At 64.4% G+C, this 23150-nt stretch carries 23 protein-coding genes; 17 read left to right on the forward strand and 6 right to left on the reverse strand.

Features of this window, described 5'->3' with window-relative positions:
- The first annotated feature begins 338 nt into the window (after window positions 1–338).
- From A3M7_RS0117555 to A3M7_RS0117580, 6 genes are all read left to right on the forward strand, one after another.
- Window positions 339–1517: an ABC transporter substrate-binding protein gene (locus A3M7_RS0117555; RefSeq protein ID WP_027545098.1), complete on the forward strand. Its 1179-nt coding sequence runs from the start codon at window positions 339–341 to the stop codon at window positions 1515–1517.
- A 134-nt stretch (window positions 1518–1651) separates the two neighbouring features.
- Window positions 1652–2521 (forward strand): branched-chain amino acid ABC transporter permease, encoded by an 870-nt coding sequence (locus tag A3M7_RS0117560; RefSeq protein ID WP_027545099.1) that lies wholly within the window; start codon window positions 1652–1654, stop codon window positions 2519–2521.
- Window positions 2522–2529: 8 nt separating this feature from the next.
- Window positions 2530–3558: a branched-chain amino acid ABC transporter permease gene (locus A3M7_RS0117565; RefSeq protein WP_027545100.1), complete on the forward strand. Its 1029-nt coding sequence runs from the start codon at window positions 2530–2532 to the stop codon at window positions 3556–3558.
- Complete coding sequence (locus A3M7_RS0117570; RefSeq protein WP_027545101.1) at window positions 3555–4310, forward strand: ABC transporter ATP-binding protein; 756 nt, start codon at window positions 3555–3557, stop codon at window positions 4308–4310. The genes A3M7_RS0117565 and A3M7_RS0117570 overlap by 4 nt, the downstream gene beginning before the upstream one ends.
- Complete coding sequence (locus A3M7_RS0117575) at window positions 4303–5019, forward strand: ABC transporter ATP-binding protein (RefSeq protein ID WP_027545102.1); 717 nt, start codon at window positions 4303–4305, stop codon at window positions 5017–5019. Before A3M7_RS0117570 ends, A3M7_RS0117575 begins: the two co-directional genes overlap by 8 nt.
- Window positions 5020–5091: 72 nt before the next feature.
- Window positions 5092–6210: a cobalamin-independent methionine synthase II family protein gene (locus tag A3M7_RS0117580; RefSeq protein WP_027545103.1), complete on the forward strand. Its 1119-nt coding sequence runs from the start codon at window positions 5092–5094 to the stop codon at window positions 6208–6210.
- 172 nt (window positions 6211–6382) lie between these two features.
- Here the strand turns inward: A3M7_RS0117580 and A3M7_RS0117585 are convergent, their stop codons facing one another.
- The gene (locus A3M7_RS0117585) at window positions 6383–8101 is read right to left on the reverse strand and encodes a caspase family protein (RefSeq protein ID WP_027545104.1); all 1719 of its coding nucleotides are present in this window, start codon (window positions 8099–8101) and stop codon (window positions 6383–6385) included.
- Window positions 8102–8199: 98 nt separating this feature from the next.
- On the reverse strand, window positions 8200–9288 hold the full coding sequence (locus A3M7_RS0117590; RefSeq protein WP_027545105.1) for a retroviral-like aspartic protease family protein: 1089 nt from the start codon (window positions 9286–9288) through the stop codon (window positions 8200–8202).
- Window positions 9289–9456: 168 nt separating this feature from the next.
- On the opposite strand from A3M7_RS0117590, the gene A3M7_RS0117595 reads away from it, so the two are divergent.
- The 7 genes from A3M7_RS0117595 (at window position 9457) to A3M7_RS0117625 (ending at window position 17132) form a co-directional block, all read left to right on the forward strand.
- A complete protein-coding gene (locus A3M7_RS0117595; protein WP_027545106.1) occupies window positions 9457–10812 on the forward strand; it encodes a hypothetical protein in 1356 nt (451 codons plus the stop codon).
- Window positions 10813–10875: 63 nt separating this feature from the next.
- A complete protein-coding gene (gene metK / locus A3M7_RS0117600) occupies window positions 10876–12072 on the forward strand; it encodes a methionine adenosyltransferase (protein ID WP_027545107.1) in 1197 nt (398 codons plus the stop codon).
- Between the two features lie 123 nt (window positions 12073–12195).
- Window positions 12196–13617 carry an adenosylhomocysteinase gene (gene ahcY / locus A3M7_RS0117605; RefSeq protein ID WP_027545108.1) on the forward strand — a complete coding sequence of 474 codons (1422 nt, stop codon included), beginning with the start codon at window positions 12196–12198 and terminating at the stop codon, window positions 13615–13617.
- 164 nt (window positions 13618–13781) lie between these two features.
- Window positions 13782–14201, forward strand: coding sequence for a nuclear transport factor 2 family protein (locus A3M7_RS0117610; protein ID WP_027545109.1), 420 nt, complete (start codon window positions 13782–13784; stop codon window positions 14199–14201).
- Window positions 14202–14251: 50 nt separating this feature from the next.
- A complete protein-coding gene (locus A3M7_RS0117615) occupies window positions 14252–15718 on the forward strand; it encodes an NAD(P)/FAD-dependent oxidoreductase (protein ID WP_027545110.1) in 1467 nt (488 codons plus the stop codon).
- Window positions 15719–15859: 141 nt separating this feature from the next.
- The gene (locus tag A3M7_RS0117620; protein ID WP_027545111.1) at window positions 15860–16522 is read left to right on the forward strand and encodes a ParA family protein; all 663 of its coding nucleotides are present in this window, start codon (window positions 15860–15862) and stop codon (window positions 16520–16522) included.
- The gene (locus A3M7_RS0117625; RefSeq protein ID WP_027545112.1) at window positions 16485–17132 is read left to right on the forward strand and encodes a phasin family protein; all 648 of its coding nucleotides are present in this window, start codon (window positions 16485–16487) and stop codon (window positions 17130–17132) included. Before A3M7_RS0117620 ends, A3M7_RS0117625 begins: the two co-directional genes overlap by 38 nt.
- A 25-nt stretch (window positions 17133–17157) precedes the next feature.
- Here A3M7_RS0117625 and A3M7_RS0117630 read toward each other — a convergent pair whose 3' ends face one another.
- From A3M7_RS0117630 to A3M7_RS0117640, 3 genes are read right to left on the reverse strand one after another with little or no spacing between them, the layout of a single operon-like run.
- Window positions 17158–18393 carry a YbfB/YjiJ family MFS transporter gene (locus A3M7_RS0117630; protein WP_027545113.1) on the reverse strand — a complete coding sequence of 412 codons (1236 nt, stop codon included), beginning with the start codon at window positions 18391–18393 and terminating at the stop codon, window positions 17158–17160.
- 32 nt (window positions 18394–18425) lie between these two features.
- Window positions 18426–18662, reverse strand: a complete 237-nt coding sequence (locus A3M7_RS0117635; RefSeq protein WP_027545114.1) for a 4-oxalocrotonate tautomerase family protein — start codon at window positions 18660–18662, stop codon at window positions 18426–18428.
- 17 nt (window positions 18663–18679) lie between these two features.
- On the reverse strand, window positions 18680–19390 hold the full coding sequence (locus A3M7_RS0117640; RefSeq protein ID WP_027545115.1) for an SDR family NAD(P)-dependent oxidoreductase: 711 nt from the start codon (window positions 19388–19390) through the stop codon (window positions 18680–18682).
- 211 nt (window positions 19391–19601) lie between these two features.
- Between A3M7_RS0117640 and A3M7_RS0117645 the strand changes: the two genes are divergently transcribed.
- The 4 genes from A3M7_RS0117645 to A3M7_RS0117660 all read left to right on the forward strand — a co-directional run bounded on the left by A3M7_RS0117645 (window position 19602) and on the right by A3M7_RS0117660 (window position 22371).
- Complete coding sequence (locus tag A3M7_RS0117645) at window positions 19602–20525, forward strand: LysR family transcriptional regulator (protein ID WP_027545116.1); 924 nt, start codon at window positions 19602–19604, stop codon at window positions 20523–20525.
- A gap of 145 nt (window positions 20526–20670) precedes the next feature.
- Window positions 20671–20826 (forward strand): hypothetical protein, encoded by a 156-nt coding sequence (locus A3M7_RS49680; protein WP_165448167.1) that lies wholly within the window; start codon window positions 20671–20673, stop codon window positions 20824–20826.
- A gap of 145 nt (window positions 20827–20971) precedes the next feature.
- A complete protein-coding gene (locus tag A3M7_RS0117655) occupies window positions 20972–21901 on the forward strand; it encodes an aspartyl/asparaginyl beta-hydroxylase domain-containing protein (RefSeq protein ID WP_027545117.1) in 930 nt (309 codons plus the stop codon).
- Window positions 21902–21912: 11 nt separating this feature from the next.
- The gene (locus A3M7_RS0117660; protein WP_027545118.1) at window positions 21913–22371 is read left to right on the forward strand and encodes a nuclear transport factor 2 family protein; all 459 of its coding nucleotides are present in this window, start codon (window positions 21913–21915) and stop codon (window positions 22369–22371) included.
- A gap of 66 nt (window positions 22372–22437) precedes the next feature.
- Here A3M7_RS0117660 and A3M7_RS0117665 read toward each other — a convergent pair whose 3' ends face one another.
- Complete coding sequence (locus tag A3M7_RS0117665) at window positions 22438–23139, reverse strand: fumarylacetoacetate hydrolase family protein (protein ID WP_027545119.1); 702 nt, start codon at window positions 23137–23139, stop codon at window positions 22438–22440.
- Window positions 23140–23150 lie beyond the last annotated feature (11 nt).

The following is a 23150-nucleotide window of genomic DNA, read 5'->3' on the forward strand; positions in this document are numbered from 1 at the left end:
CTAGACTGCGGCGCGGGGCTCGCGACAAAGTGGCTTGGCCGGCGAGGGGGCTTTTTCGTTGACAGGTCCATTTTATTTGTACAATCGTACAAATAGATAAAAGCAGCCAAGGTCGGGGCGTTCGGGTCACCTCGACGTAACCGCAACATCACTCCCCGCCGTCGGAAAACGGGACGCCCGGCTTGCGCCGATTGGTCGCCAAACGTCCGATTGACAAGGGGGGCGCCAAGGACGCCATGTGGCGCGCGATAAGGCTCGCGCGTGAGCTAGAGTGAGGCAAGGACCGGGCACTCGGTTCGCCGCACAAGAGGTCAGGAATCAAGGGGAGGGACACTCTTATGTTCGAACGCAAACAACTTTCTTGGGCAGCCGCGGTGGCCGCCGTTGCAGGCTTGGTGGCCGTCGCGCCGGCCATGGCCGAGGACACCGTCAAGGTCGGTCTGATCCTGCCGATGACCGGCGGCCAGGCCTCGACCGGCAAGCAGATCGAGAACGCGATCAAGCTCTACATGCAGCAGAAGGGCGACACCGTCGCCGGCAAGAAGATCGAGATCATCCTCAAGGACGACGCCGCGATTCCGGACAAGACCAAGACGGCCGCGCAGGAGCTGATCGTCAACGACAAGGTCAATTTCATCGCCGGCTTCGGCGTGACGCCGGCAGCCCTCGCCGCCGCGCCGCTGGCAACCCAGGCCAAGATTCCGGAAGTCGTGATGGCGGCCGGCACCTCCATCATCACCGAGCGCTCGCCCTATATCGTGCGCACCAGCTTCACCCTGGCGCAGTCCTCGACCATCATCGCCGACTGGGCGGTGAAGAACGGCATCAAGAAGGTGGCGACGCTGACCTCGGACTATGCGCCGGGCAACGACGCGCTGAACTTCTTCAAGCAGAATTTCACCGCCGGCGGCGGTGAGGTGGTCGAAGAGGTGAAGACGCCGCTCGCCAATCCCGATTTCGCGCCGTTCCTTCAGCGCATGAAGGACGCCAAGCCCGACGCGATCTTCGTGTTCGTGCCGGCCGGCCAGGGTGGCAACTTCATGAAGCAGTATGCCGAGCGCGGCCTCGACAAGGCCGGCATCAAGGTGATCGGACCGGGCGATGTCACCGACGACGACCTCCTCAACAACATGGGCGACGCCGTGCTCGGCACGGTCACCGCGCATCTGTATTCGGCGGCGCATCCGTCCGCGATGAACAAGGATTTCGTTGCGGCTTACAAGAAGGCCTTCGGCACTCGTCCGGGCTTCATGGCGGTGAGCGGCTATGATGGCATCCACCTGATTTATGAAGCACTGAAGAAGACCAATGGCGATACCGACGGCACCAAGCTGGTCGAGGCCATGAAGGGTCAGAAGTGGGAGAGCCCGCGCGGCCCGATCTCGATCGACCCCGAGACCCGCGACATCGTGCAGAACATCTACATCCGCAAGGTCGAGAAGGTCGACGGCGAGCTCTACAACGTCGAGTTTGCGACCTTCGAAGCCGTCAAGGACCTCGGCAAGACCAAGAAGTGACGCGCGAAAGCGCGTCATCCCGGGGCGCGCTTAGCGCGAAACCGGGATCTCGACGTGATTGAAATGGATTCCGGGTTCAGCGCTGCGCGCTGCCCCGGAATGACGACGTGATTACCAGGGTTCACCCGCTTACGATGACCTCTATCCTCACCAACCTGTTCGATGGCGTTGCCTACGGCATGCTGCTGTTCGTGCTCGCTTGCGGGCTCGCGGTCACGCTCGGCCTGATGAACTTCGTCAACCTCGCCCACGGCGCCTTCGCCATGACCGGCGGCTATGTCTGCATGGTGCTGGTCAACCGGATGGGCTGGCCGTTCTTCGCCGCGCTGCCGCTGGCTTTCGTCTCGTCGGCGGCGATCGGCATCGCGCTCGAGCGTACGCTCTACCGCCATCTCTATACGCGCAGCCATCTCGACCAGGTGCTGTTCACGATCGGCCTGACCTTCATGTCGGTCGCCGCCGTCGACTACATCCAGGGCTCGTCGCGGGTCTTCATCAACCTGCCGGCCGCGCTCCAGGGCCAGTTCGACCTGTTCGGCGTCGGCATCGGCCGCTACCGGCTGATGATCATCGTGATCTGCGGCCTGCTCACCATCGCGCTCCAGATGGTGCTGGCCAAGACGCGTTTCGGCAGCCGGCTGCGCGCCGCCGTTGACGATCCGCGCGCCGCCAGCGGCCTCGGCATCAACGTGCCGCAGGTGTTCGCTTTCACCTTTGCTTTTGGTTGCGGGCTTGCCGGCCTCGGTGGCGCGCTTAGCGCCGAGATCCTCGGCCTCGACCCGTATTTCCCGCTGAAGTTCATGATCTACTTCCTGATCGTGGTCACCGTCGGCGGCTCGTCCTCGATCACCGGCCCGTTCCTGGCCTCGCTCCTGCTCGGCATCGGCGACGTCGCCGGCAAGTATTACGTGCCGAAGATGGGCCCCTTCGTGATCTACACCATGATGATCGTGATCCTGATCTGGCGCCCGAACGGCCTGTTCGGCCGCACGGCCGCGCGTTGAGTTCGCCGATGAGCGCTTCTTCCGACGTCGGTTATCATGCCCAGCGCCAGGCGCGCTGGCACTATGGCGAAGTCGCCTTCTGGCTGATCGTGCTGGCCTGCGGCTTTGCATTTCCCACGCGCTATCTGATCATGACCGACATCCTGCGGCTGGCGCTGTTTGCGATGTCGCTCGATCTCATCCTCGGCTATGCCGGCATCGTCTCGCTCGGCCATGCCGCCTTCTTCGGCGTCGGGGCCTATGCCGCGGGCCTGCTTGCGCTTCACGGCATCATCAACGAGCCGGTGCTCGCGCTGATCGTGGCCGGCCTGGCCGCGATGGTGCTGGGCTTTGCCACCAGCTTCCTGGTGATCCGCGGCGTCGACCTGACCCGGTTGATGGTGACGCTCGGCATCGCGCTGCTGCTGGAAGCGCTCGCCGAGCGCTTCTCCAACATCACCGGCGGCACCGACGGCCTGCAGGGCATCGAGATGCAGCCGATCCTCGGCGAGATCCCGTTCGACATGTTCGGCAAGGCCGGCTTCTTCTATTCGCTGGCAGTGCTGTTCGTGTTGTTCCTGTTCGCCCGCCGCGTCGTGCATTCGCCGTTCGGCCTGTCGCTGCGTGCGATCAAGAACAATCCGCTGCGGGCGGCCGCGATCGGCATTCCCGTCAACCGCCGCCTGATCGCGATCTATACGCTGGCGGCGTTCTATGCCGGCATCGCCGGCGCGCTGTTCACCCAGACCACCGCGATCGCCTCGCTCGACGTGTTCGCCTTCGAGCGCTCTGCCGACCTGATGCTGGTGCTCGTGATCGGCGGCACCGGCTATCTCTATGGCGGGCTGATCGGCGCGGTGGTGTTCCGCCTGCTCCAGGAATTGTTCTCCACCATCACCCCGCAATACTGGCAGTTCTGGATCGGCCTCGTGCTGGTCGTGATCGTGCTGGTCGGCCGCCAGCGCCTGCATCGCTGGGTACTGTACGTGCCGAACCTCATCATCAAGCAGATTGCCGGTCGCAAGGCGGTCGTCGCCGTGCCGGAGAGCGACGCATGACCATCGCGCTCGAAACCCAGAACCTCGAAAAGCAGTTCGGTGGTCTCCGTGTCACCCGCGATCTCTCGCTCAGAATCGAGCAGGGCGCCCGCCATGCGCTGATCGGCCCGAACGGCGCCGGCAAGACCACTGTCATCAACCAGCTCACCGGCGTGCTGAAGCCGAATTCCGGGCGCATCCTGCTGGAAGGCCAGGACATCACGGACCTGCCCGTGCACAAGCGCGTGCTGCGCGGCCTGTCGCGCACGTTCCAGATCAACCAGCTCTATCCCGACCTGACCCCGCTCGAAACCATCGGCCTTGCCGTCTCCGAGCGCCTCGGCCATGGCGGCGACTGGTGGCGGCGGATGGGCACGCGCAGCGACGTCAACGGCGAGATCGCCGATCTGCTCGCGCGCTTCCATCTGCTCGACGTCATGAACGAACAGACCGTGACGTTGCCCTACGGCAAGCAGCGCCTGCTCGAGATCGCGGTCGCGATCGCGGCCAAGCCGCGCGTGCTGCTGCTTGACGAGCCCGCCGCCGGCGTGCCCGAGAGCGAGCGCCACGACATTCTCGCCGTCGTAGGTAGCCTGCCGCGCGACGTCACGGTGCTGCTGATCGAGCACGACATGGATCTTGTGTTCTCCTTCGCCGACCGGATTTCGGTCCTGGTCTCCGGTGCGCTGCTCACCGAAGGGCCGCCCGAGCAGGTCGCGCGCGATCCGCAGGTGAAGGCGGTCTATCTCGGCGAGGAGGCGGTCAATGTCTGACCTGCTCGTAATCGACGCACTTCGCGCCGGCTATGGCGAGGCGGTGGTGCTGCCCAACATGTCCCTGCGCCTCGCCGAAGGGCAGGTGCTGGCGCTGCTCGGACGCAACGGCACCGGCAAGACCACGCTGATCAATTCCATCGTCGGCGTAACCCGCCGCTTCTCCGGCACCGTCGCGCTCGCCGGCACGGATGTCACCACGCTCCGTCCCGACCAGCGGGCGCGCGCCGGCATCGGCTGGGTGCCGCAGGAGCGCAACATCTTTCGCTCGCTCACGGTCGAGGAGAACATGACCGCGGTGGCCCAGCCCGGTCCCTGGACGGTCGAGAGGGTCTACGAGATGTTTCCGCGGCTGAAGGAGCGGCGGAGCAATTTTGGCAACCAGCTCTCCGGCGGCGAGCAGCAGATGCTGGCGATCGGCCGCGCGCTGACCCTCAACCCGAAGGTCCTGCTGCTGGACGAGCCGACCGAGGGCCTTGCCCCCATCATCGTCGAGGAGCTGTTGAAGGCGATCGGCACCATCACCCGGGCCGGCGGCATCTGCTCCATCATCGTCGAGCAGAATGCACAAAAGATACTGGGGCTCGCCGACCGTGTTGTGATATTGGAACGCGGAACGATCGTCCACGACGCCCCGAGCGCCGCGCTGAAGGCCGACCCCGCGGTCCTGGAGCGCCACCTCGGAGTCGCAGGGGCGGTGGCCCACTAATCTTCGCCTCTCCCCGCAGGTGTGGAGAGAGAGTACAACGAGCGCCGACTGAGATTACGGGAGAGACAAGAAATGCAGCGAACCAAAGCCCCCTTCCGCGCCGACGAGGTCGGCAGCCTCCTGCGCCCCGCCAAGATCAAGGAAGCCCGCAGCCGACTCGAGAAGGGCGAGATCTCGGCCGACGATCTGCGCAAGATCGAGGACATGGAGATCGAGAAGGTCGTGCACAAGCAGGCCTCGGTCGGGCTGAAGCTCGCGACCGACGGCGAATTCCGCCGCTCCTGGTGGCATTTCGACTTCCTGGCCAAGCTCACCGGCTGCGAAATGTTCCACCCGGACACCGGCATCCAGTTCGCGGGCGTCGAGACGCGGCATGACGCGGTCCGCGTGATTGGCAAGCTCGATTTCCCCGACGACCATCCGATGCTGGATCATTTCCGCTTCCTGAAGAAGTGCGCCGACCAGGCCCACGTCACCGCCAAGATGACGATTCCCTCGCCGGCGGTGCTGCATTTCCGCGGCGGCCGCAAGGCAATCTCCAAGGACGTCTATCCCGATCTCGAGGCCTTCTACGAGGACCTCGGCAAGACCTATCGCAAGGCCGTGAAGGCGTTTTACGATGCCGGCTGCCGCTATCTCCAGTTCGACGACACCGTGTGGGCCTATCTCTGCTCGCCGGACGAATTGCAGAAGGCGCGCGAGCGCGGCGACAATCCGGACGGCCTCCAGCAGATCTACGCGCGCATCATCAACTACGCGCTGGCCGAGAAGCCCGCCGACATGGTCGTGACGACGCATGTCTGCCGCGGCAATTTCCGCTCGACCTGGATCTCCTCGGGCGGCTATGAGCCGGTGGCCGAGACCATGCTCGCCGGCACCAATTACGACGGCTACTTCCTCGAATACGACAGCGACCGCGCCGGCGGCTTCGAGCCGCTGCGCTTCCTGCCCAAGGGCAACAAGGTCGTCGTGGTCGGCGTCATCACTTCGAAGTTCGGTGAGCTCGAGAAGAAGGACGACATCAAGCGCCGTCTGGAAGAAGCCGCCAAATTCGCGCCGCTGGAGCAGCTCGCGCTGTCTCCGCAATGCGGCTTTGCTTCGACCGAGGAAGGTAACATCCTCTCCGAAGAGGAGCAGTGGGCCAAGCTCAGCCTGGCGGTCGAGATCGCGAAGGAAGTGTGGGGCAACTGAGCTCCGCTTGCTGCGCTGTCATTCCCCGCGAAGGCGGGGAATCCAGTACGCCGCGGCCTCTCCGCATCCATCGCCGTCTCTGGAATACTGGATCGCCCGCCTTCGCGGGCGATGACAACCGAGAGCGTGGCGGGTAGTGCAGACGCTTACGCTAAGTAGCGCAAACCCGCCCTCATTTCTCCGCCAGGTAAACCTCACCCAGCAGCGACGAGTTCGACCACGGCACCTGCTTGCTCTTCGTGGTCGACACCACTTCCGCCCGCACCCGCGTCAGCATCTGCTGCACCTCCAGCCCGGGCGTGCCGATATGGCGGGAGAGGGCGGCGGAAAACGGCGAGTTGGCGCCTTCGCCGTCGAGCGCGACCTGGCCCGGCGCGGTGGCGAAGGCGATCAGCGTGCCGGCGCCCAGCGTCGCGCCGGCGCCGAGGCTCGTTGGAGCTGCGAGGCCCGAGGCGCCCTCGATGCCGCGACTGCTGCCTGCGGAAGCCACCTGCTGTGCCATCGGATTGTTGCGGCAGGCATCGAAGATCAAGATGTTGGTGCGGACCTGGTCGTCGAGGCCGGCCATGATCGTATCCATGTCGATCATCGCCTCCGTCATGCCCGTGCCCGGCTTGAGCTCGACGTCGACGGGAATGAGATAGTTGCGGCCGTCCACCTGCACGCCGTGGCCGGCATAGTAGACCACGGCAACTTGCGCCCGCGCAGCATCGCGCAGGAAGTCGCGCGTCATCTTCTGCATCGCGGCGCGGTCGAGGTCGACGCCCTCCGACACCGTGAAGCCGATGTCGCGCAGGCTCTTGGCGACCGCGCGGGCATCGTTGGGTGGATTGGGCAGCGCCTTCACATGCGCATAGGCGCCGTTGCCGATGATCAGCGCCATGCGCGTGCCGCGCACGGCCGGAGCAGGCGAGGGCGCAGGTGCCGCGCCGGTCTGCTGCGGGGCAGGGGCTGCTGTCGGCTGCGCTGTGGGCGAGGGCGCATCGCGCGGGATCGGCACGGCTGCATCGCTCACCAGCGACAGCCGCACTTTTGCGGTCGCCTGATTGGCCTTGCTGCCGGCGTCGGAAGCCACGATCGCCAGCGTCGCCTTGTAGTCGTCGCGCGCGTGGGCGTAGTCGCCTTTCGCTTCATAGGCCAGCGCGCGATGGGTGTAGCCCGAGATCAGCACACTGTTCGGCGGCGTCATGATGTTGGCCGGCGGCTTTTCCCTGGCGAGCCGGATCGCCTCGCTGCCATCGGCGATGGCGCGATCGAGGTCGCCCTTGGCGCGCCAGATCGAGGTGCGGTTGATCAGCGGCTGCGGCAGCGTCGGGTCGAGCCGGATCGCCTGGTTGATGTCGGCGAGCGCGCCGTCGAGATCGCCGAGTGCTTCTTTCGAGATGCCGCGGTTCTGGAACGAGAACGCCGATCTCGGATCTGATTTGATCGACATGTCGTAGTCGGCGATCGCCCTGGCGTAGTCGTGCTTGCCCCGCCAGGCGTTGCCGCGGTTGTGGAAGATGATGCCGCTGGGCGGGCCGAGCTTCAGGGCGTCGTCGAAATCGGTGATCGCGATGTCGTAGTCGCCCTTGTCGTAATAGGCCGATCCCCTGAGGTTATAGACCGCCTGACTCGGCTGGAGCCGGATCGCCTCCGTGGTATCGGCGATGACCTTGGCGTAGTCGCCCTTCTTGTTCCAGCCCACGGCGCGCCAGAAATAGACGGGCGCAAGCTGCTCGCCCTTGAAGACCTTCAGCGCGATGATCTTGGTGCAGGCGTCGACCATCTGGTCCGCCGGCGTGGTCTCGGTGGTGCAGAGCGGGCCGAGCTGGTTGCGCGACTGGGCGGATGCGGGCGCCGACCATAGCGCTGCGGTGAGCAGGCAGAATGCCAAGAACAGGCGGCGCATGGGGCCTCGGATGCCGGCGACGTGAGAGATAAAGGGGCGTGCCCCTTTGTCGCCCCGAAGGGACCGACGGTTCAGATCCTGTGCTTTCGGATGCAGGTCTACTTCTTCGGTTGGCGGGTGCGGACCTCGATGACGCCGCCGGCCATTTGGACTTCGAACCGCGACAGGAAGCTCATGCCGAGGAGACCGTCGACACCGGCACCGAAGCTCTTGTCGTCCGTGGTCTGAATTGCCACGGGCACGTTGGTTGCCTCCAGCTTGCCCAGCGCAATCTTGTCGGCCCTGGAGAGCTTTGCCTTGCTCTGGCCGTTGGCCGTGATGAGCGTGATCTCACTTGCGCCAGCGTCCGAGATTTTGGCGCGGCTGGCAAACGCGGCCTTCACGGACACATAGCTCGCGCCGGTATCGAGGACGAACAGTCCGGAGACGCCGTTGATCGCAGCCTTCACCGTGGCAACGTCCTTTCCCCCGCGCAGAGGGAAGCTCTCCTTGCGTGATCCGGTCGAAGCGACGCAGTTGCCCTGGCTCTCGTAGTCCGCGATGATTTTTCGCGTCTGGCTGGTATCGCGGGCGGCTGGATCGAGCGCAACCCATAGACTGATCGGCGCTGTTGCCTCGCAGAACTGTTTGAGAGCGGCATAGGCGCCTGCCATGCGCAGGAAGACGCGACTTGAGATCGATTTCTTGTCCGTACCATAGAGCTCGATGGCGTCGGAATAATCGGCCAGCGCGCGGCGGTAGTCTTGCACGCCGTCAAGCGCGACGCCCCGCAAGTAATGCGCGTCGTGATTGGTTGGTGCGCGCCGGATGAACTCGTCGGCGACCTCGACCGCTCGGGGATAATCCGTGAGCTTGAGATAGATGTTGATCGAGCGATGCAGCGCCGTGATCGGCGCGCCGCAATTCATGACGAACTTGTAAAGCCCGTCAGCGGCCTGCCGCCGGTAGCCGAGCTTGTCCAGCATCAGGGCGAGATCGCCGATGCTCTTCTGGTCGCATGGCTCGCGCTTCAGCTCTTCCAGTCGCAGCCAGACAAATGGGTCGCGCGCCGCCGCCACGGGCAGGGCGCCGATCCTTTCATAGACCGATGCGAATAATTCGTCGGGGTTCTCGTCCAGGTAACCTGCGTGCGCGCCGCCCGATACTGCCGCCAGAAGACAAGCGGCGAGCCAAATCACCCTGAACATATCCAGCCCCGAACTTCCCCATCCGCCACCTATACCGACAAGTGTAGGCGCGGCCAAATGCACGATGGGGGCGACTGGGCGTAGAGCAATTCCAGAGGGTATTCCCTGAGTGGGCAGAATTTGCTAGGAGGTAGGTCCCAACTTTTCTGCCCACTGTAATCCCACTAGATGAAAAACGACGAAATCCTGAGCCAAATCACCGAGTTCTGCCGCACGGCGGACATGGCGGAATCGACGTTTGGCCGGCGTGCGGTGAACGATGGGAAGCTCGTGCAGCGCTTGCGCGAGGGCAAGCGCATCACCATCGACACGCTGGAGCGGATCCAGGCCTATATCGCGGCATCGACGACCGGCGGCCTGCCGCCGCCGCGCGGGCTTCAGGTGCCCCCGGAAAAGCGCGATCCGCGCGGCAATTTCCGTTTCTTCGAGAACCGGCAGAAATATCTGCTGTTCGTCCACACCTGTAGCGAAAAGCGGGTGATCGCTGACAGGGTTGCGCTGGAGCTGGCCGCGATCCATCCGCGCCCGCCGGCGCTGCGTGTGTTCGACGCCGGTGTCGGCGACGGCACGGTGCTCGCGCGGGTGCTGCGCGCCACGCACCAGCGCTATCCACACATGCCGTTCTATGTCGCCGGCAAGGAGCTCAGTCTCGAGGATTTGCGCCTGACGCTGGAGAAGGTGCCGGATCGCATTTTCGAGCACCCTGCGTCGGTGTTCGTCTTCACCAACATGTTCTACTCGGAGGCGCCCTGGCTCACGCCGGCATCGCCCGCAGCGGCGGCCGCCACCGTCTGGCATGAGGTTCCGCTACGGGGCGCCTCGTCGGGCGAGTTCGAGCAGCAGATCGCTGAGCTGCGGCCGTTCCTGGAGCAGAACTGGCGCGCTGCGATCAGCCCACGCACGGCCATGCCGCTCTACGAGCGGCCCGTCGTCCTGGTGCTCTATCGCGAGGACCACCGGTTCCTGCTGGATTCGACCATTCCGCGGCCGGGCCAGACCGAGGCCAATTTCGACCTCGTTATTGCATCCCAGCCATACCGCGCGCTGTCCTCGGTCAATTTCCGGGCAAAGCGGATCATTGCGCCTCTGGCGCGGGCATTGCGGCCGGGGGGGCGCCTGATCGGTATTCACTCTCATGGTCACGATCCCGGCATGGAAATGATTCAGGCAATCTGGCCTGGAGAAAATCCTTTCGCGGTCAGCCGTCATGAGCTATTGCGCGCAGTCAAATATGAGCTCGGATCGTTGGGCCGCGACCTAAATTTTAATGCTTATGCGGACAACCGCTCGATCTTCAGGTATGATATGGAAGCGCTGCCCAACGAGGTGACGGGTACCATCGGAACCTCGACAGCCTTTGCAGCGTGGAATGCGGCGGTGTATGTCGCTCAGATCGAGGACGACCGGTTGGCGGAAATGACTCAAAACGGCCGCACTCTGGATGCCGCCAGGGACGTGCTGAGAAAGTACAACGGGCTCTGGTTTCTTGACGAATCCTACGTCATCTCGCGCCGGCGTGATTGACATAATCCAAAGGTAAACATCGCAAACGAACCGCCATCCAGCGGCGGAACAAGGGGTTTCTTGATGCGCGCGTCCTATCTCTTCACCAGCGAGTCCGTGTCCGAAGGCCATCCGGACAAGGTCTGCGACCGGATCTCCGATGAAATCGTCGATCTGTTCTACCGCGAGGGGCCGAAAGCCGGCATCGACCCGTGGCAGATCCGCGCCGCCTGCGAAACGCTCGCGACCACCAACAAGGTCGTGATCGCCGGCGAGACCCGCGGCCCGAAGTCCGTCACCAACGAGCAGATCGAGGGCGTCGTGCGCGCCGCGATCAAGGACATCGGCTACGAGCAGGAAGGTTTCCACTGGAAGACCTGCGACATCGAGATTCTGCTGCATCCGCAATCGGCCGACATCGCCCAGGGCGTCGATGCGCTTCAGCCGGGTGAGGTCAAGGAAGAAGGCGCGGGCGACCAGGGCATCATGTTCGGTTACGCCACCAACGAGACGCCCGACTTGATGCCAGCGCCGATCTTCTACGCCCACAAGATCCTGCGCCTCATCTCCGAGGCGCGCCACTCCGGCCGCGAGAAGGTGCTGGGCCCGGATTCCAAGAGCCAGGTCACCGTGCAGTACGAGAACGGCAAGCCGGTCGGCGTGCGCGAGATCGTGGTCTCCCACCAGCATCTGGTGCCGGACCTCACCTCGAACCAGGTGCGCGACATCGTCGAGCCCTATGTGCGCGAGGCGCTGCCGAAGGACTGGATCACGCCGAAGACCATCTGGCACATCAACCCGACCGGCAAGTTCTACATCGGCGGCCCCGACGGCGACTCCGGCCTGACCGGCCGCAAGATCATCGTAGACACCTACGGCGGCGCGGCCCCGCATGGCGGCGGTGCGTTCTCCGGCAAGGATCCGACCAAGGTCGACCGTTCCGCGGCCTACGCCGCGCGCTACGTCGCCAAGAACATCGTTGCCGCCGGTCTCGCCGACCGCTGCACGCTGCAGCTCGCCTACGCCATCGGCGTGGCGCGGCCGCTGTCGATCTACATCGACACCCACGGCACCGGTAAGGTGCCGGAGGATCAGCTCGAGAAGGCGGCGGCGCAGGCGATGGATCTGACGCCCCGCGGCATCCGCAGCCATCTCGACCTCAACCGCCCGATCTACGCGCGCACCTCGGCCTATGGCCATTTCGGCCGCACGCCCGACAACGAGGGCGGCTTCTCCTGGGAGAAGACCGATCTCGTCGAGCCGCTCAAGCGTGCGCTCTAGTTCACTTGCGTCGTTCCGGGGCGCCGCGACAGCGGCGCCGCCGGAATCTCGAACCTCCGGCTTCCGGGTTTGCTCGTTTCGCGAGCGACCCGGAATGACGAGCCAAACAAACAGGAACCCCCTATGAACGCGAAGCCCGGCTTCACCGATTACATCGTCAAGGACATTTCGCTCGCCGATTTCGGCCGCAAGGAACTCTCGCTGGCCGAGACCGAAATGCCCGGCCTGATGGCCACCCGCGAGGAGTATGGCCCGAAGCAGCCGCTGAAGGGCGCGCGCATCGCCGGCTCGCTGCACATGACGATCCAGACCGGCGTGCTGATCGAGACGCTGGCTGCACTCGGCGCCGACATTCGCTGGGTCTCCTGCAACATCTATTCGACGCAGGATCACGCTGCCGCCGCGATCGCGGCAGCCGGCATTCCCGTCTTCGCGGTCAAGGGCGAGACGCTGGCCGAGTACTGGGACTACACCGCAAAACTGTTCGACTGGCACGGCGGCGGTCACCCGAACATGATCCTCGATGACGGCGGCGACGCCACCATGTACGTCCATCTCGGTCTGCGTGCCGAGAACGGCGACACCGCCTTCCTCGACAAGCCTGGCTCCGAGGAAGAGGAAGTCTTCTTCGCGCTTCTGAAGAAGCAGCTCAAGGAAAAGCCGAAGGGTTACTTCGCCGAGATCGCCAAGAGCATCAAGGGCGTTTCCGAAGAGACCACCACGGGCGTGCATCGTCTCTATGACATGCAGAAGGCCGGCACGCTGCTGTGGCCGGCGATCAACGTCAACGACAGCGTCACCAAGTCGAAGTTCGACAACCTCTATGGCTGCCGTGAATCGCTGGTCGACGGCATCCGCCGCGGCACCGACGTGATGATGTCGGGCAAGGTCGCGATGGTCGCGGGCTTCGGCGACGTCGGCAAGGGTTCGGCCGCCTCGCTGCGCCAGGCCGGCTGCCGCGTGATGGTCTCCGAAGTCGATCCGATCTGCGCGCTCCAGGCCGCGATGGAAGGCTACGAGGTCGTGACGATGGAAGACGCCGCGCCGCGCGCCGACATCTTCGTCACCGCGACCGGCAACAAGGACATCATCACCATCGAGCACATGCGCGCGATGAAGGATCGCGCCATCGTCTGCAACATCGGCCACTTCGACAACGAGATCCAGATCGCGGGTCTGCGTAACCTGAAGTGGACCAACATCAAGCCGCAGGTCGACGAGATCGAATTCCCCGACAAGCACCGCATCATCATGCTGTCGGAGGGCCGCCTCGTGAACCTCGGCAACGCGATGGGCCATCCGTCCTTCGTGATGTCGGCGTCCTTCACCAACCAGACGCTGGCGCAGATCGAGCTGTTCGCCAACAACAAGGACGGCAAGTACAAGAAGGAAGTCTACGTGCTGCCGAAGACGCTCGACGAGAAGGTCGCGCGCCTCCACCTCGCCAAGATCGGCGTCAAGCTCACCGAGCTGCGCAAGGATCAGGCCGACTATATCGGCGTGAAGCAGGAAGGCCCGTACAAGAGCGATCACTACCGCTACTGATCGGCACGCACTTGCGACACAAAGGCCCTGGAGCGATCCGGGGCCTTTTTTTGTCGCCATTCCCTGTGGTACGCTCGGAGGTAGAGCCAAAACAAGCCTGCCACTTTCGAGGCGGGCGGCCGCGTTTCCCAGTTCATTTTCAGAATGCATATGGAGGGAATGCTATGTCCAGCGAAGCCAACGTTCAGCTGTTGAAGGAAGCCTATCGCCAGTGGAACGACAGCAAGGGAGCCAGCGTCGACTATTGGTTCGACAAGGTCATCGGCCCGCAGATCAAGTTCGATTCGATTCCGCGCGGTGCCGAGCCGGTGCCTTTTGCCAAGCGTTATGACGACCGAACCGAGCTGCGCGGCTATTTCGACGGCCTGCTGGCCGACTGGAGCATGCAGTACTACACGATGAACGAGTACGTCGCGCAGGGCGATACCGTCGTCGCGCTCGGCGAATGCGCGTGGACCAACAAGAAGACCAAAAAGGTCGCGAAGACGCCGAAGGTGGATTTCTGGCGCTTCAAGGACGGCAAGGCAGTCGAATTCCACGAGTATTTCGACACCGCCTGTGTCTACGGCGCGACCATCCCCTGACGGTTGCAATTCGGCGCGGCGCCGCCCATCCTGTGCGGCGGGAGAACGCCATGATCGAAGCCAAAGAACATTTCGACGTCCTCATCGTCGGTGCCGGCCTGTCCGGCATCGGCGCGGGCTATCATCTTCAGACGAAATGCCCGGGCAAGAGCTACGTCATCCTGGAGGGCCGCGACTGTATCGGCGGCACCTGGGATTTGTTTCGCTATCCCGGCATCCGTTCCGACAGCGACATGTTCACGCTCGGCTATTCGTTCAAGCCGTGGACCGATCCGAAGGCGATCGCCGACGGGCCGCAGATCCTGAACTATGTGCGCGAGACAGCTAGCGAGAACGGCATCGAGAAGCACATCCGCTTTCGCCATCGCGTCAAGCGTGCGGCGTGGTCGACGCCGGACGCGGGCTGGACCGTCGAGGCGGAGCGCATGACGGGCGAGGGCGCGACCGAGCTGGTGCGCTTCACCTGCAATTTCCTGTTCATGTGCTCGGGCTATTACAAATACGAAGCGGGCTATACGCCGGAGTTCAAGGGCGCGGCGGATTTCGCCGGCCGCATCGTGCATCCGCAGAAATGGACCGAGGACATCGACTACGCGGGCAAGCGCGTCGTCGTGATCGGCTCGGGCGCAACCGCAGTGACGCTGGTGCCGGAACTGGCCAAGAAGGCGGCGCAGGTCACCATGCTTCAGCGCTCGCCGACCTATGTTGTGTCGCGCCCGGCGCAGGATCCCCTCGCCAACAAATTGCGGCGCAACCTGCCGGCGCGGCTTGCCTATCATCTGATCCGCTGGCGCAACGTGATGTGGGGAATGTTCTTCTTCCAGCTCAGCCGGCGCAGGCCTGCGAAGGTGAAGGACCTCATCCTCAACGGTGTGCAGATGGCGCTCGGGCCCGATTACGACGTCGCCACCCATTTCACGCCGCGCTACAATCCCTGGGACCAGCGGCTGTGCCTCGTGCCGGATGGCGACCTGTTCAAGGCGATCCGCGAGCAGCGCGCTTCCGTCGTCACGAGCGAGATCGACAATTTTACCCGCGATGGTATCCGCCTGAAGGACGGCCGAGAGCTTGCGGCCGATATCATCGTCACCGCGACGGGGCTGGTGCTCCAGGTCGTCGGCGGCCTCGAGGTCAGCGTCGACGGCCGCGCCGTCGATTTCGCCAATACGCTGACTTACAAGGGCATGATGTATGCCGACGTGCCGAACATGGCGTCGGCCTTCGGCTACACCAACGCGTCCTGGACGCTGAAATGCGATCTCACCTGCGAATATGTCTGCCGGCTCATCAACTACATGGACCGGCACAATTTCCGCCAGTGCATGCCGCACAATGAGGATCCTGAAATCACCGCGCAGCCCTCGCTCGATTTCACCTCGGGCTATGTGCAGCGCTCGGTCGCGAAGATGCCCAAGCAAGGCTCGAAGCAGCCGTGGCGGCTGTACCAGAACTACGCCCTCGACATCGTCTCCTTGCGCTTCGGCCGGATCGACGACGGCGTGATGCAATATTCCTGATCTTGCTACGTAAATAACCGGGAGAGGCTCGCGATGCTTGAGACGAATCGCGACTTAGGGTAGCATTGTTGCGTTGCAAGAAATTTATTTCCGGCGATGTCCGGGTTCCACGTTGTTGCCGTCCTATGGAGAACGCGGAACATGTACGTTCTTGCTCTGGTCACGCAGAAAGGCGGAAGCGGCAAGAGTACGCTGTCCGTTGGACTAGCGGTGGCAGCGATGCACCGCGGAGAGCGCGTTGCTCTCATTGAGGCGGACGCGCAAGGTACGATCTCGAGATGGAAAGGGCGCCGTGAGAATCCCTATCCTCGCGTCGATTGCGTTACCGATCCCACCGAAATTGAGCCGGTGATATCCCGCCTCAGGGCCGAAGGGGTCTGGCTCGCAATCATCGACACAGCCGCCACGAACAATGCCTTGGCGACGCGCGCCATTGCCTGTGCCGATCTTTGTCTCATCCCGGCTCGTCCGAGCCCGGCCGATATCGAAGCTGCAATACCTACGCTGATCGCGACCCGCAGGCTCGATCGCCGGTTTGCCTTCATCCTCAATCAGACCCCCACACGGGGAGGCCGGCTGAGCGAAGCTGCCACGTCGCTCAACTCGCTCGGCGTGCTTGCGCTCCCCTGCATTGGGCAGCGCATCGACCACCAGGATGCGCTGGGGGCAGGGCTGGGCGTGACCGAGTTCGCGCCGGAGGGAAAAGCCTCGGAGGAAATCGCGGCCCTGTGGGGTTGGATCTCGGAGCGCCTTATCAGGGAGTCGAATGATCATGGTCAAGCCGCGCTCAAGACAGCCTGCTGACGTTGCACGCGCAGGGCGTCGCTCGCTGGTGGAACTGGCGGCGGAAGTGAGCCGTGCCGTCGACGAGGGCTTGGCGATGCAGCCGGGCCCGGTCGCCGTCGTCCTGCAAGATGCGCCGCAGGTTGCGCAAGCAGCGCCCGCTGCCGCGACAGTTCCAGTACAAGAAGCGGCCAGCGTCATCGTTGCAACACCTGAACCTCCGGGCGCTACCACCATTGATCTCATCGTGGACATCGCCAAGGAGTTTCAGGCGCGTGCTTTGGACGACATGAAGACTGGCGCTCACGCTGCGCTGGATTATGCCAGGGACCTCGCCAAGCCGCGGCTGGCCGATGCGACATCGGAAGCCAACGGAATCGCCACCGCAGAAAGCCACCTCATCGAGGCGATTGGAACGGCAGCCGAGTGTCGTGTCGTCGTGCTCGAACTGATGAAAGTCAATGCGGGCGCGACCCTGGAGTATGCGCGGGAGTTGGGCAGTGCGAGAACGCTGGCGGAGTTGGTTGAGCTGTCGAGCACGCATGCGCGACAGCAATGTGAGTTGGTCCTGAAGCAAACCGAGTTGCTGAGATCGCTTACTCAAATCATGACAAAGCCCGGTGCCGGGTAGCACCGCTCGCCTTCCGTCATCGCGCTCAGGAGCTGCGCGGGACGATCAGGGCGAGGCCGAGATCAATTGCGAGCGCCAGGACCACGGCGCCGCCGCCTAAACCGAACAGCACGAGATAGTCGCCGCCGGTCTGCGCGTAAATCCAGGAGAAGCCGTAAGCCGCGGCCGCCTGGAACAGCGCAAAGCTGGTCGTGGCATGGCTCCATGTTGCGCGCTGCTGCTCGGAAGAATGCGGGACGAGCTCGTGGATGCGCCCGAGCACCAGCGGCACGATGCCGGGCGTGAAGCCGCCGACCACGACACTCGACACGATCAGCGAAACCGGCGCGGTGCTGACGGTCGGGAGCAGCACGGCCGCCGCCTCGATCAGAAAGGCCGCCCGCAGGGTCGGACCAAAACCTGCCCTGTCGCCGAGATGGCCGCTGACGAGCGGGCCAACGATCGCGCCGAGACCATACAGCACCCAGTAGCGCGATCCCGCAGCGATGCCCTGGCCGAGGCCGCGCGCCACGAAATCGACGATGAAGACCATGTGCGGCACCAGCGCCACCGCGTTGAGGCCGTATTGGACCAGCAGCGCGCGGGCCGCCGTCGATGCATGGTGGTGCTTCGCGTGATGCAAAGGCGGCGCAGCATCAGCCCTGGCCTCCGCAGGCCAGTTCCACCAGCTTGCGAGGGTGAGCAGCGCGGAGAGGGCGCCGAGGCCATACCAGCTCTGCTGCAGGCCTTGTTGCAGCAGCAGCGGCACCAGCGTGCCCGATGCGGCGACGCCAAGGCCAACCCCCGCGAAGATCACGCCGCCGACGATGCCGCGCCTCGCGGCCGAAACGCGCGGCAGAATGATGGAGGCCGCCAGCACCATGATGATGCCGCCGGTGAGACCCGACAGGAAGCGCCAGGCGAAGAACCAGGTGAACGACACCGGGGCTGAACTGGCGAAGAAAGAGAGCGTGGCGAGTAGCATCATCGCGCGCAACGCGCGCACCGCGCCGATGCGGTCGGCGACAGCGCGCGCCGCGAGTGCGCCGGCGAGATAGCCGGCAAGGTTCGCCGCGCCGAGATACACGACATCTGACGCGCTGAACCACTTTGCCGCGATCAGCGCCGGGATCAGCGGCGTGTAGGAAAAGCGGGCAAGGCCGAGCCCGACGAGCGATGCGGACAAACCCGCCACCGCATATCGCCAGGTAGACTGTGGCGTCGATCCCGGCCGCTGACGCGGCCGGGTGTCGACGTGCTGCTTCGTAACAGCGTTGGTCATGTCATCCTCCTGCGCGCTCGGTCGCGCGCGGATCATCCTGTCTGGGCGGCGCGGCGGCGCCGGAATTCCGGCACGGGAAGGCCGCCCCAGCCCCAATTCTCGGTGTCGACTTCCTCGATCACGACGAAGGTGGAATCGAGCGGCTTGCCGAGCACGTCCAGCAGAAGCTGACTCGATCCCTTGATCAGCGCGGCCTTCTCCTCCGCCGTGAGCGACGCCGCGCCCGGCGTCGTTCCCTCGCGGGTCACTTGAATGGTGACGATGGGCATGGCGTCTCTCCTCTCGCTCAGTGGCCGGCGCTCTGGCCGCCGTCGACATGCAGGATCTCGCCGGTGACGAAGGACGCACCCTCGAGATAGAGCACGGCATCGACGATGTCGGACATCTCGCCGATGTGGCCGACCGGATGCAGCGCGCCGAGCTCGGCATGCGTCGAAACCGGATGCATCGGCGACTTGATGACGCCGGGCGCCACTGCGTTCACGCGGATGCCGCGCCTGGCGTATTCGATCGCGAGCGACTTGGTCGCGGCGTTGAGGCCGCCCTTGCTCAGCGAGGCCAGCACCGAGGGCACGTTGGAATTGGCATGATCGACCAGCGTGGTGGTGATCTGCACGACGTGGCCCGAGCCCTGCTTTTCCATCTCGGCGATGGCGAGCTGTGTGATATTGAAGAAGCCGGCGACGTTGATGCCCATCACCGCCGCATAATCCTCGGCGGTGTATTGCGTGAACGGCTTGGCGACGAAGATGCCGGCATTGTTGACCAGCGTGTCGACGCGGCCGAAGCGGGCGACGGCTTGCGAAACCACGCGCTCGGCGGTGGCCCGGTCGGCGATGTCGCCGGCAACGGCGAGGACGTCATCGTCGCCCGACGGCTTGATGGAGCGCGCCGTTGCGACGACGCGATAGTTGCGATCGCGAAAACCCTGGACCAGGGCGGCGCCGATGCCCTGCGATGCACCGGTGATGATGGCGACCTTCTGCTCGATACCCATGACTGGCTCCTGTTGTTGGCTTGAGAACTGCGCCGGCGGCGGCCGGCTTGGGTCGTGAGATAGGCCGCGGCGGCCCGGCTGCGAATACGCGCTCTCCGGCAGACACTGTTTCGCGGCGCGAACGAATGCCGGATCGGCGCCCGGCGGCGGTTGTGGCGGCCGGCGCGAACGCCTAGCCTTCAGCCGGAATCTCAGGGGCGGCGGGAAGCGCATGGATCGTCTGGATGCGATGAAGGTGTTCGTCCTTGCGGTGGACGAGGGCAGCCTCGCCGCCGCGGGGCGCAAGCTCGGCCGTTCGCCGGCGGCGGTGAGCCGCGCCATCGCCTTCCTCGAGGAGCGGGTCGGTGCCGAGTTGCTGCACCGGACGACGCGGTCGATCAAGCTGAGCGAGGAGGGCGAGCGTTATGTCGCGATCTGCCGCCGCGTGCTCACCGAGCTGGAGGAGGCCGACGACATCGCGGCCGGACCGCGCACGGCGCCGCGTGGCCTGCTCACGATCACCGCGCCGGTGGTCTCGGGGGAGATGGTGCTGCGGCCGATCCTCGATGCGTTTCTCGACGCCTATCCGACCGTGTCGGCAAAGCTCCTGCTGTTCGACCGTGCGGTCAACCTGATCGAGGAGGGCGTCGACATCGCGCTTCGCATCGGCCATCTCGCGGATTCGGCGATGGTGGCGATGCGGATCGGCGAGATCAGCCGTGTCGTGGTGGCGGCTCCCCGCTATCTGAAGCAGCATCCGCGCATCACTGACCCCGGCGATCTCGCCAAGCATCAGATCGTGGCGTTGGCGCATCTGCCCAATTCCTGGACCTTCGCGCCACAGGCGGGCTCGTCGGCAGCCCGGACGGTCCAGTTCACCCCGCGCCTCGTCGTCAACAGCACCTATGCGGCCGTGGCGTCCGCGGTCGCCGGGCGCGGCGTGGCGCGGATGTATTCGTACCAGGTGGCCGAGCAGGTCGCGCGCGGCGAGCTCGAGATCGTGCTGGCCGCCGACCAGGATCCGGAGATGCCGGCGCATTTGATCTGCCCGCAGGGGCGGCTCTCGGTGCCCAAGGTGCGGGCGTTCACCGATTTTGCCGTGCCACGGCTGAAGAAGCAGTTTGCGCTGCTGAAGAAGAGCATCAATGCGCGCTGAGCCGCTGTGCGCCCGGCAATGCGTCGTTTTGCGTATACGGCCACCGGGCTGAATCGGCGATGCTGCCCGAACGGTTAACGCCGATTTAACGGATGAGTCCTAGCCTGTCTCGGCCGGGGTTACTCGCAAGGCCGAGGTGAGCCCAATGGAAGCCCAGAAAATCGCGGTCGACGCCGTCGTCGCGCTGACCGATTGCGACCGCGACGCCGTCATCGCGTTCATCCGCCGGCTCTACCTCGCCGGCGTCACCGATCCCAAGCGCCTGACCTTCAAGGGTCTCCAGGCGCTGGCACGGGCGTAATTCGGCTCGTTTCGGCCCGTTTCAGCCCCGGGTTCCGTACCCCCGCTCTCCCCAGCGTGATTGCAACCCAGCGGTGAATATCTTGCCGCTCGGGCCGGCTCGGAGTAGATGACGTCCCCGGCTGGGTCACTCGGGAACTGGGGAAATGCTGAAACAGCTTTTTGCGCCGCAACTGGTCATTCTGTATGTGCTCGCGGCATCGACGATCTACGTTCACTTCCGCGGCAAGCAGCGGCTGCGCTTCGCGCGCCAGCTTGGCGATCACTCGACCTATCTCGCCCCCTACAATGTGCTGATGTATGCGGGCTCGGCGGTGCCGAACAAGCCGGTGATCCCGGTCGAGCAGTTTCCCGAACTCAAGCCCCTCAGCGAGAACTGGGAGACCATCCGCGACGAGGCCGTGCGCCTGTTCGATGAAGGCTTCATCCGTGCGGCCGCCAAGAACAACGACTGGGGCTTTTACTCGTTCTTCAAGAGCGGCTGGAAGCGCTTTTACCTGAAATGGTACGACGACTTCCTGCCCTCGGCGCGCACGCTGTGCCCGAAGACGGTGGAGCTGCTCAATTCGATTCCGAGCGTGCACGGCGCGATGTTCGCGATGCTGCCGCCGGGCGGCAAGCTGGGCGCGCACCGCGATCCCTTCGCCGGCTCGCTGCGTTATCACCTCGGCCTCGTCACGCCGAACTCGAACAAGTGCCGCATCCTGGTCGACGGCGTCGAATGCGTCTGGCGCGACGGCGAGGCCTTCATGTTCGACGAGACCTTCATCCACAGCGCGGAGAATGCGACCGACGTCAACCGCATCATCCTGTTCTGCGACGTCGAGCGCCCGATGAAGTTCGGCTTCATGACCGCGATCAACCGCTGGGTCAGCCATCACATCGTCAAGGCGTCGGCGACCCAGAACGTCGACGGCGAGAGCGTCGGCGTGCTCAACAAGGTGTTCGGCAAGCTCTACGAGATCCACCTCGCCAGCCGCAAGGTCAAGGAGTGGAACCGCAACGTCTACTACACGCTGAAATACTCGCTGACGGCGCTGATCCTCGGCCTGATCGTGATGTCGGCGCTGCGGTGAAGCAGGTACGAATGACCCCCTTGCCGACCGCGAACACCGAGATAGTACAATTCTTCCGCCAATGGCTGGAGACTTTCGCCGGCTATGTCCGCGAGGTCGACTACGCTTCGGCAAGGCCGCTGTTTCATCCCGAGGTGCTTGCCTTCGGCACGCACAACGATGTCATCCCAGGCCTCGACCAATGGGTCACCACGCAATGGGACAACGTCTGGCCGAAGACGGCCGACTTCCGTTTCGTGCTCGAGCAGATCTCGGTTCTGGCATCCCCCGACGGCGCGATGGCGACCGTGGTCGCGCCGTGGACGAGCACGGGCTTTCATCCCGACGGCAGCGCGTTTCCGCGTCCGGGCCGGGCGACCATGGTGTTCTCCAAAACCGCCGACGGCTGGCTGTGCGTGCATTCCCACATGTCGCTCAATCGCGGCGTCCCGCAGGTGAGCCACGCCAATCGGCCGGTGAAGGCCTGGTAGATGCGATCCGAATCAAAAAGGCCCCGGACATGTCCGGGGCCTTTCGATTTCGAGATGTCGTGCAGCCTATTCCGGCTGGCCGATCGAGACCTTCAGGGTGCCGACGCCGTCGACGCCGCATTCGAGCTTGTCGCCGGGCTGGAGCTGCGACACGCCGGCCGGCGTGCCCGTCATGATGATGTCGCCGGCGGCGAGCTTCACCTGCTGTGAGAGCTGCCAGATGATCTCGGGCACGTTCCAGATCAGCTCGGTGAGGTCGCCCTTCTGCGCTTCCTTGCCGTTGACCGTGAGCCAGATCTTGCCCTTGGCGGGATGGCCGATCTTCGCGGCCGGCTGCACGGCGGAGCAGGGCGCGGAATAGTCGAACGACTTGCCGATCTCCCAGGGACGCTCCTTCTTGCGCGAGGCGATCTGGAGGTCGCGGCGGGTGAGGTCGATGCCGACGGCGTAGCCGTAGACATGGTCGAGCGCCTTGTCGGCGGGAATGTTGAGGCCACCGCTCTTCATCGCGACGATCAGCTCGACCTCGTGATGCAGGTCCTTGGTCAGCGGCGGATAGGGGATGGTGGCGCCATCGGGCACCAGCATGTCGGCGTGCTTGGCGAAGAAGAACGGCGGCGCGCGCTCGTCATTGCCCATCTCGCGGATGTGCTCGAGATAGTTGCGGCCGACGCACCAGATGCGGCGCACCGGATAACGGCCGGCCTCTCCGACGACGGGAAGCGATGGTTGCGATGGAAGCGGGATGACGTAGGAGGCGGCGTTCATGAAGCGGTCTC

This window comes from Bradyrhizobium sp. WSM2254, from assembly GCF_000472645.1.
GTDB lineage: Bacteria > Pseudomonadota > Alphaproteobacteria > Rhizobiales > Xanthobacteraceae > Bradyrhizobium > Bradyrhizobium niftali.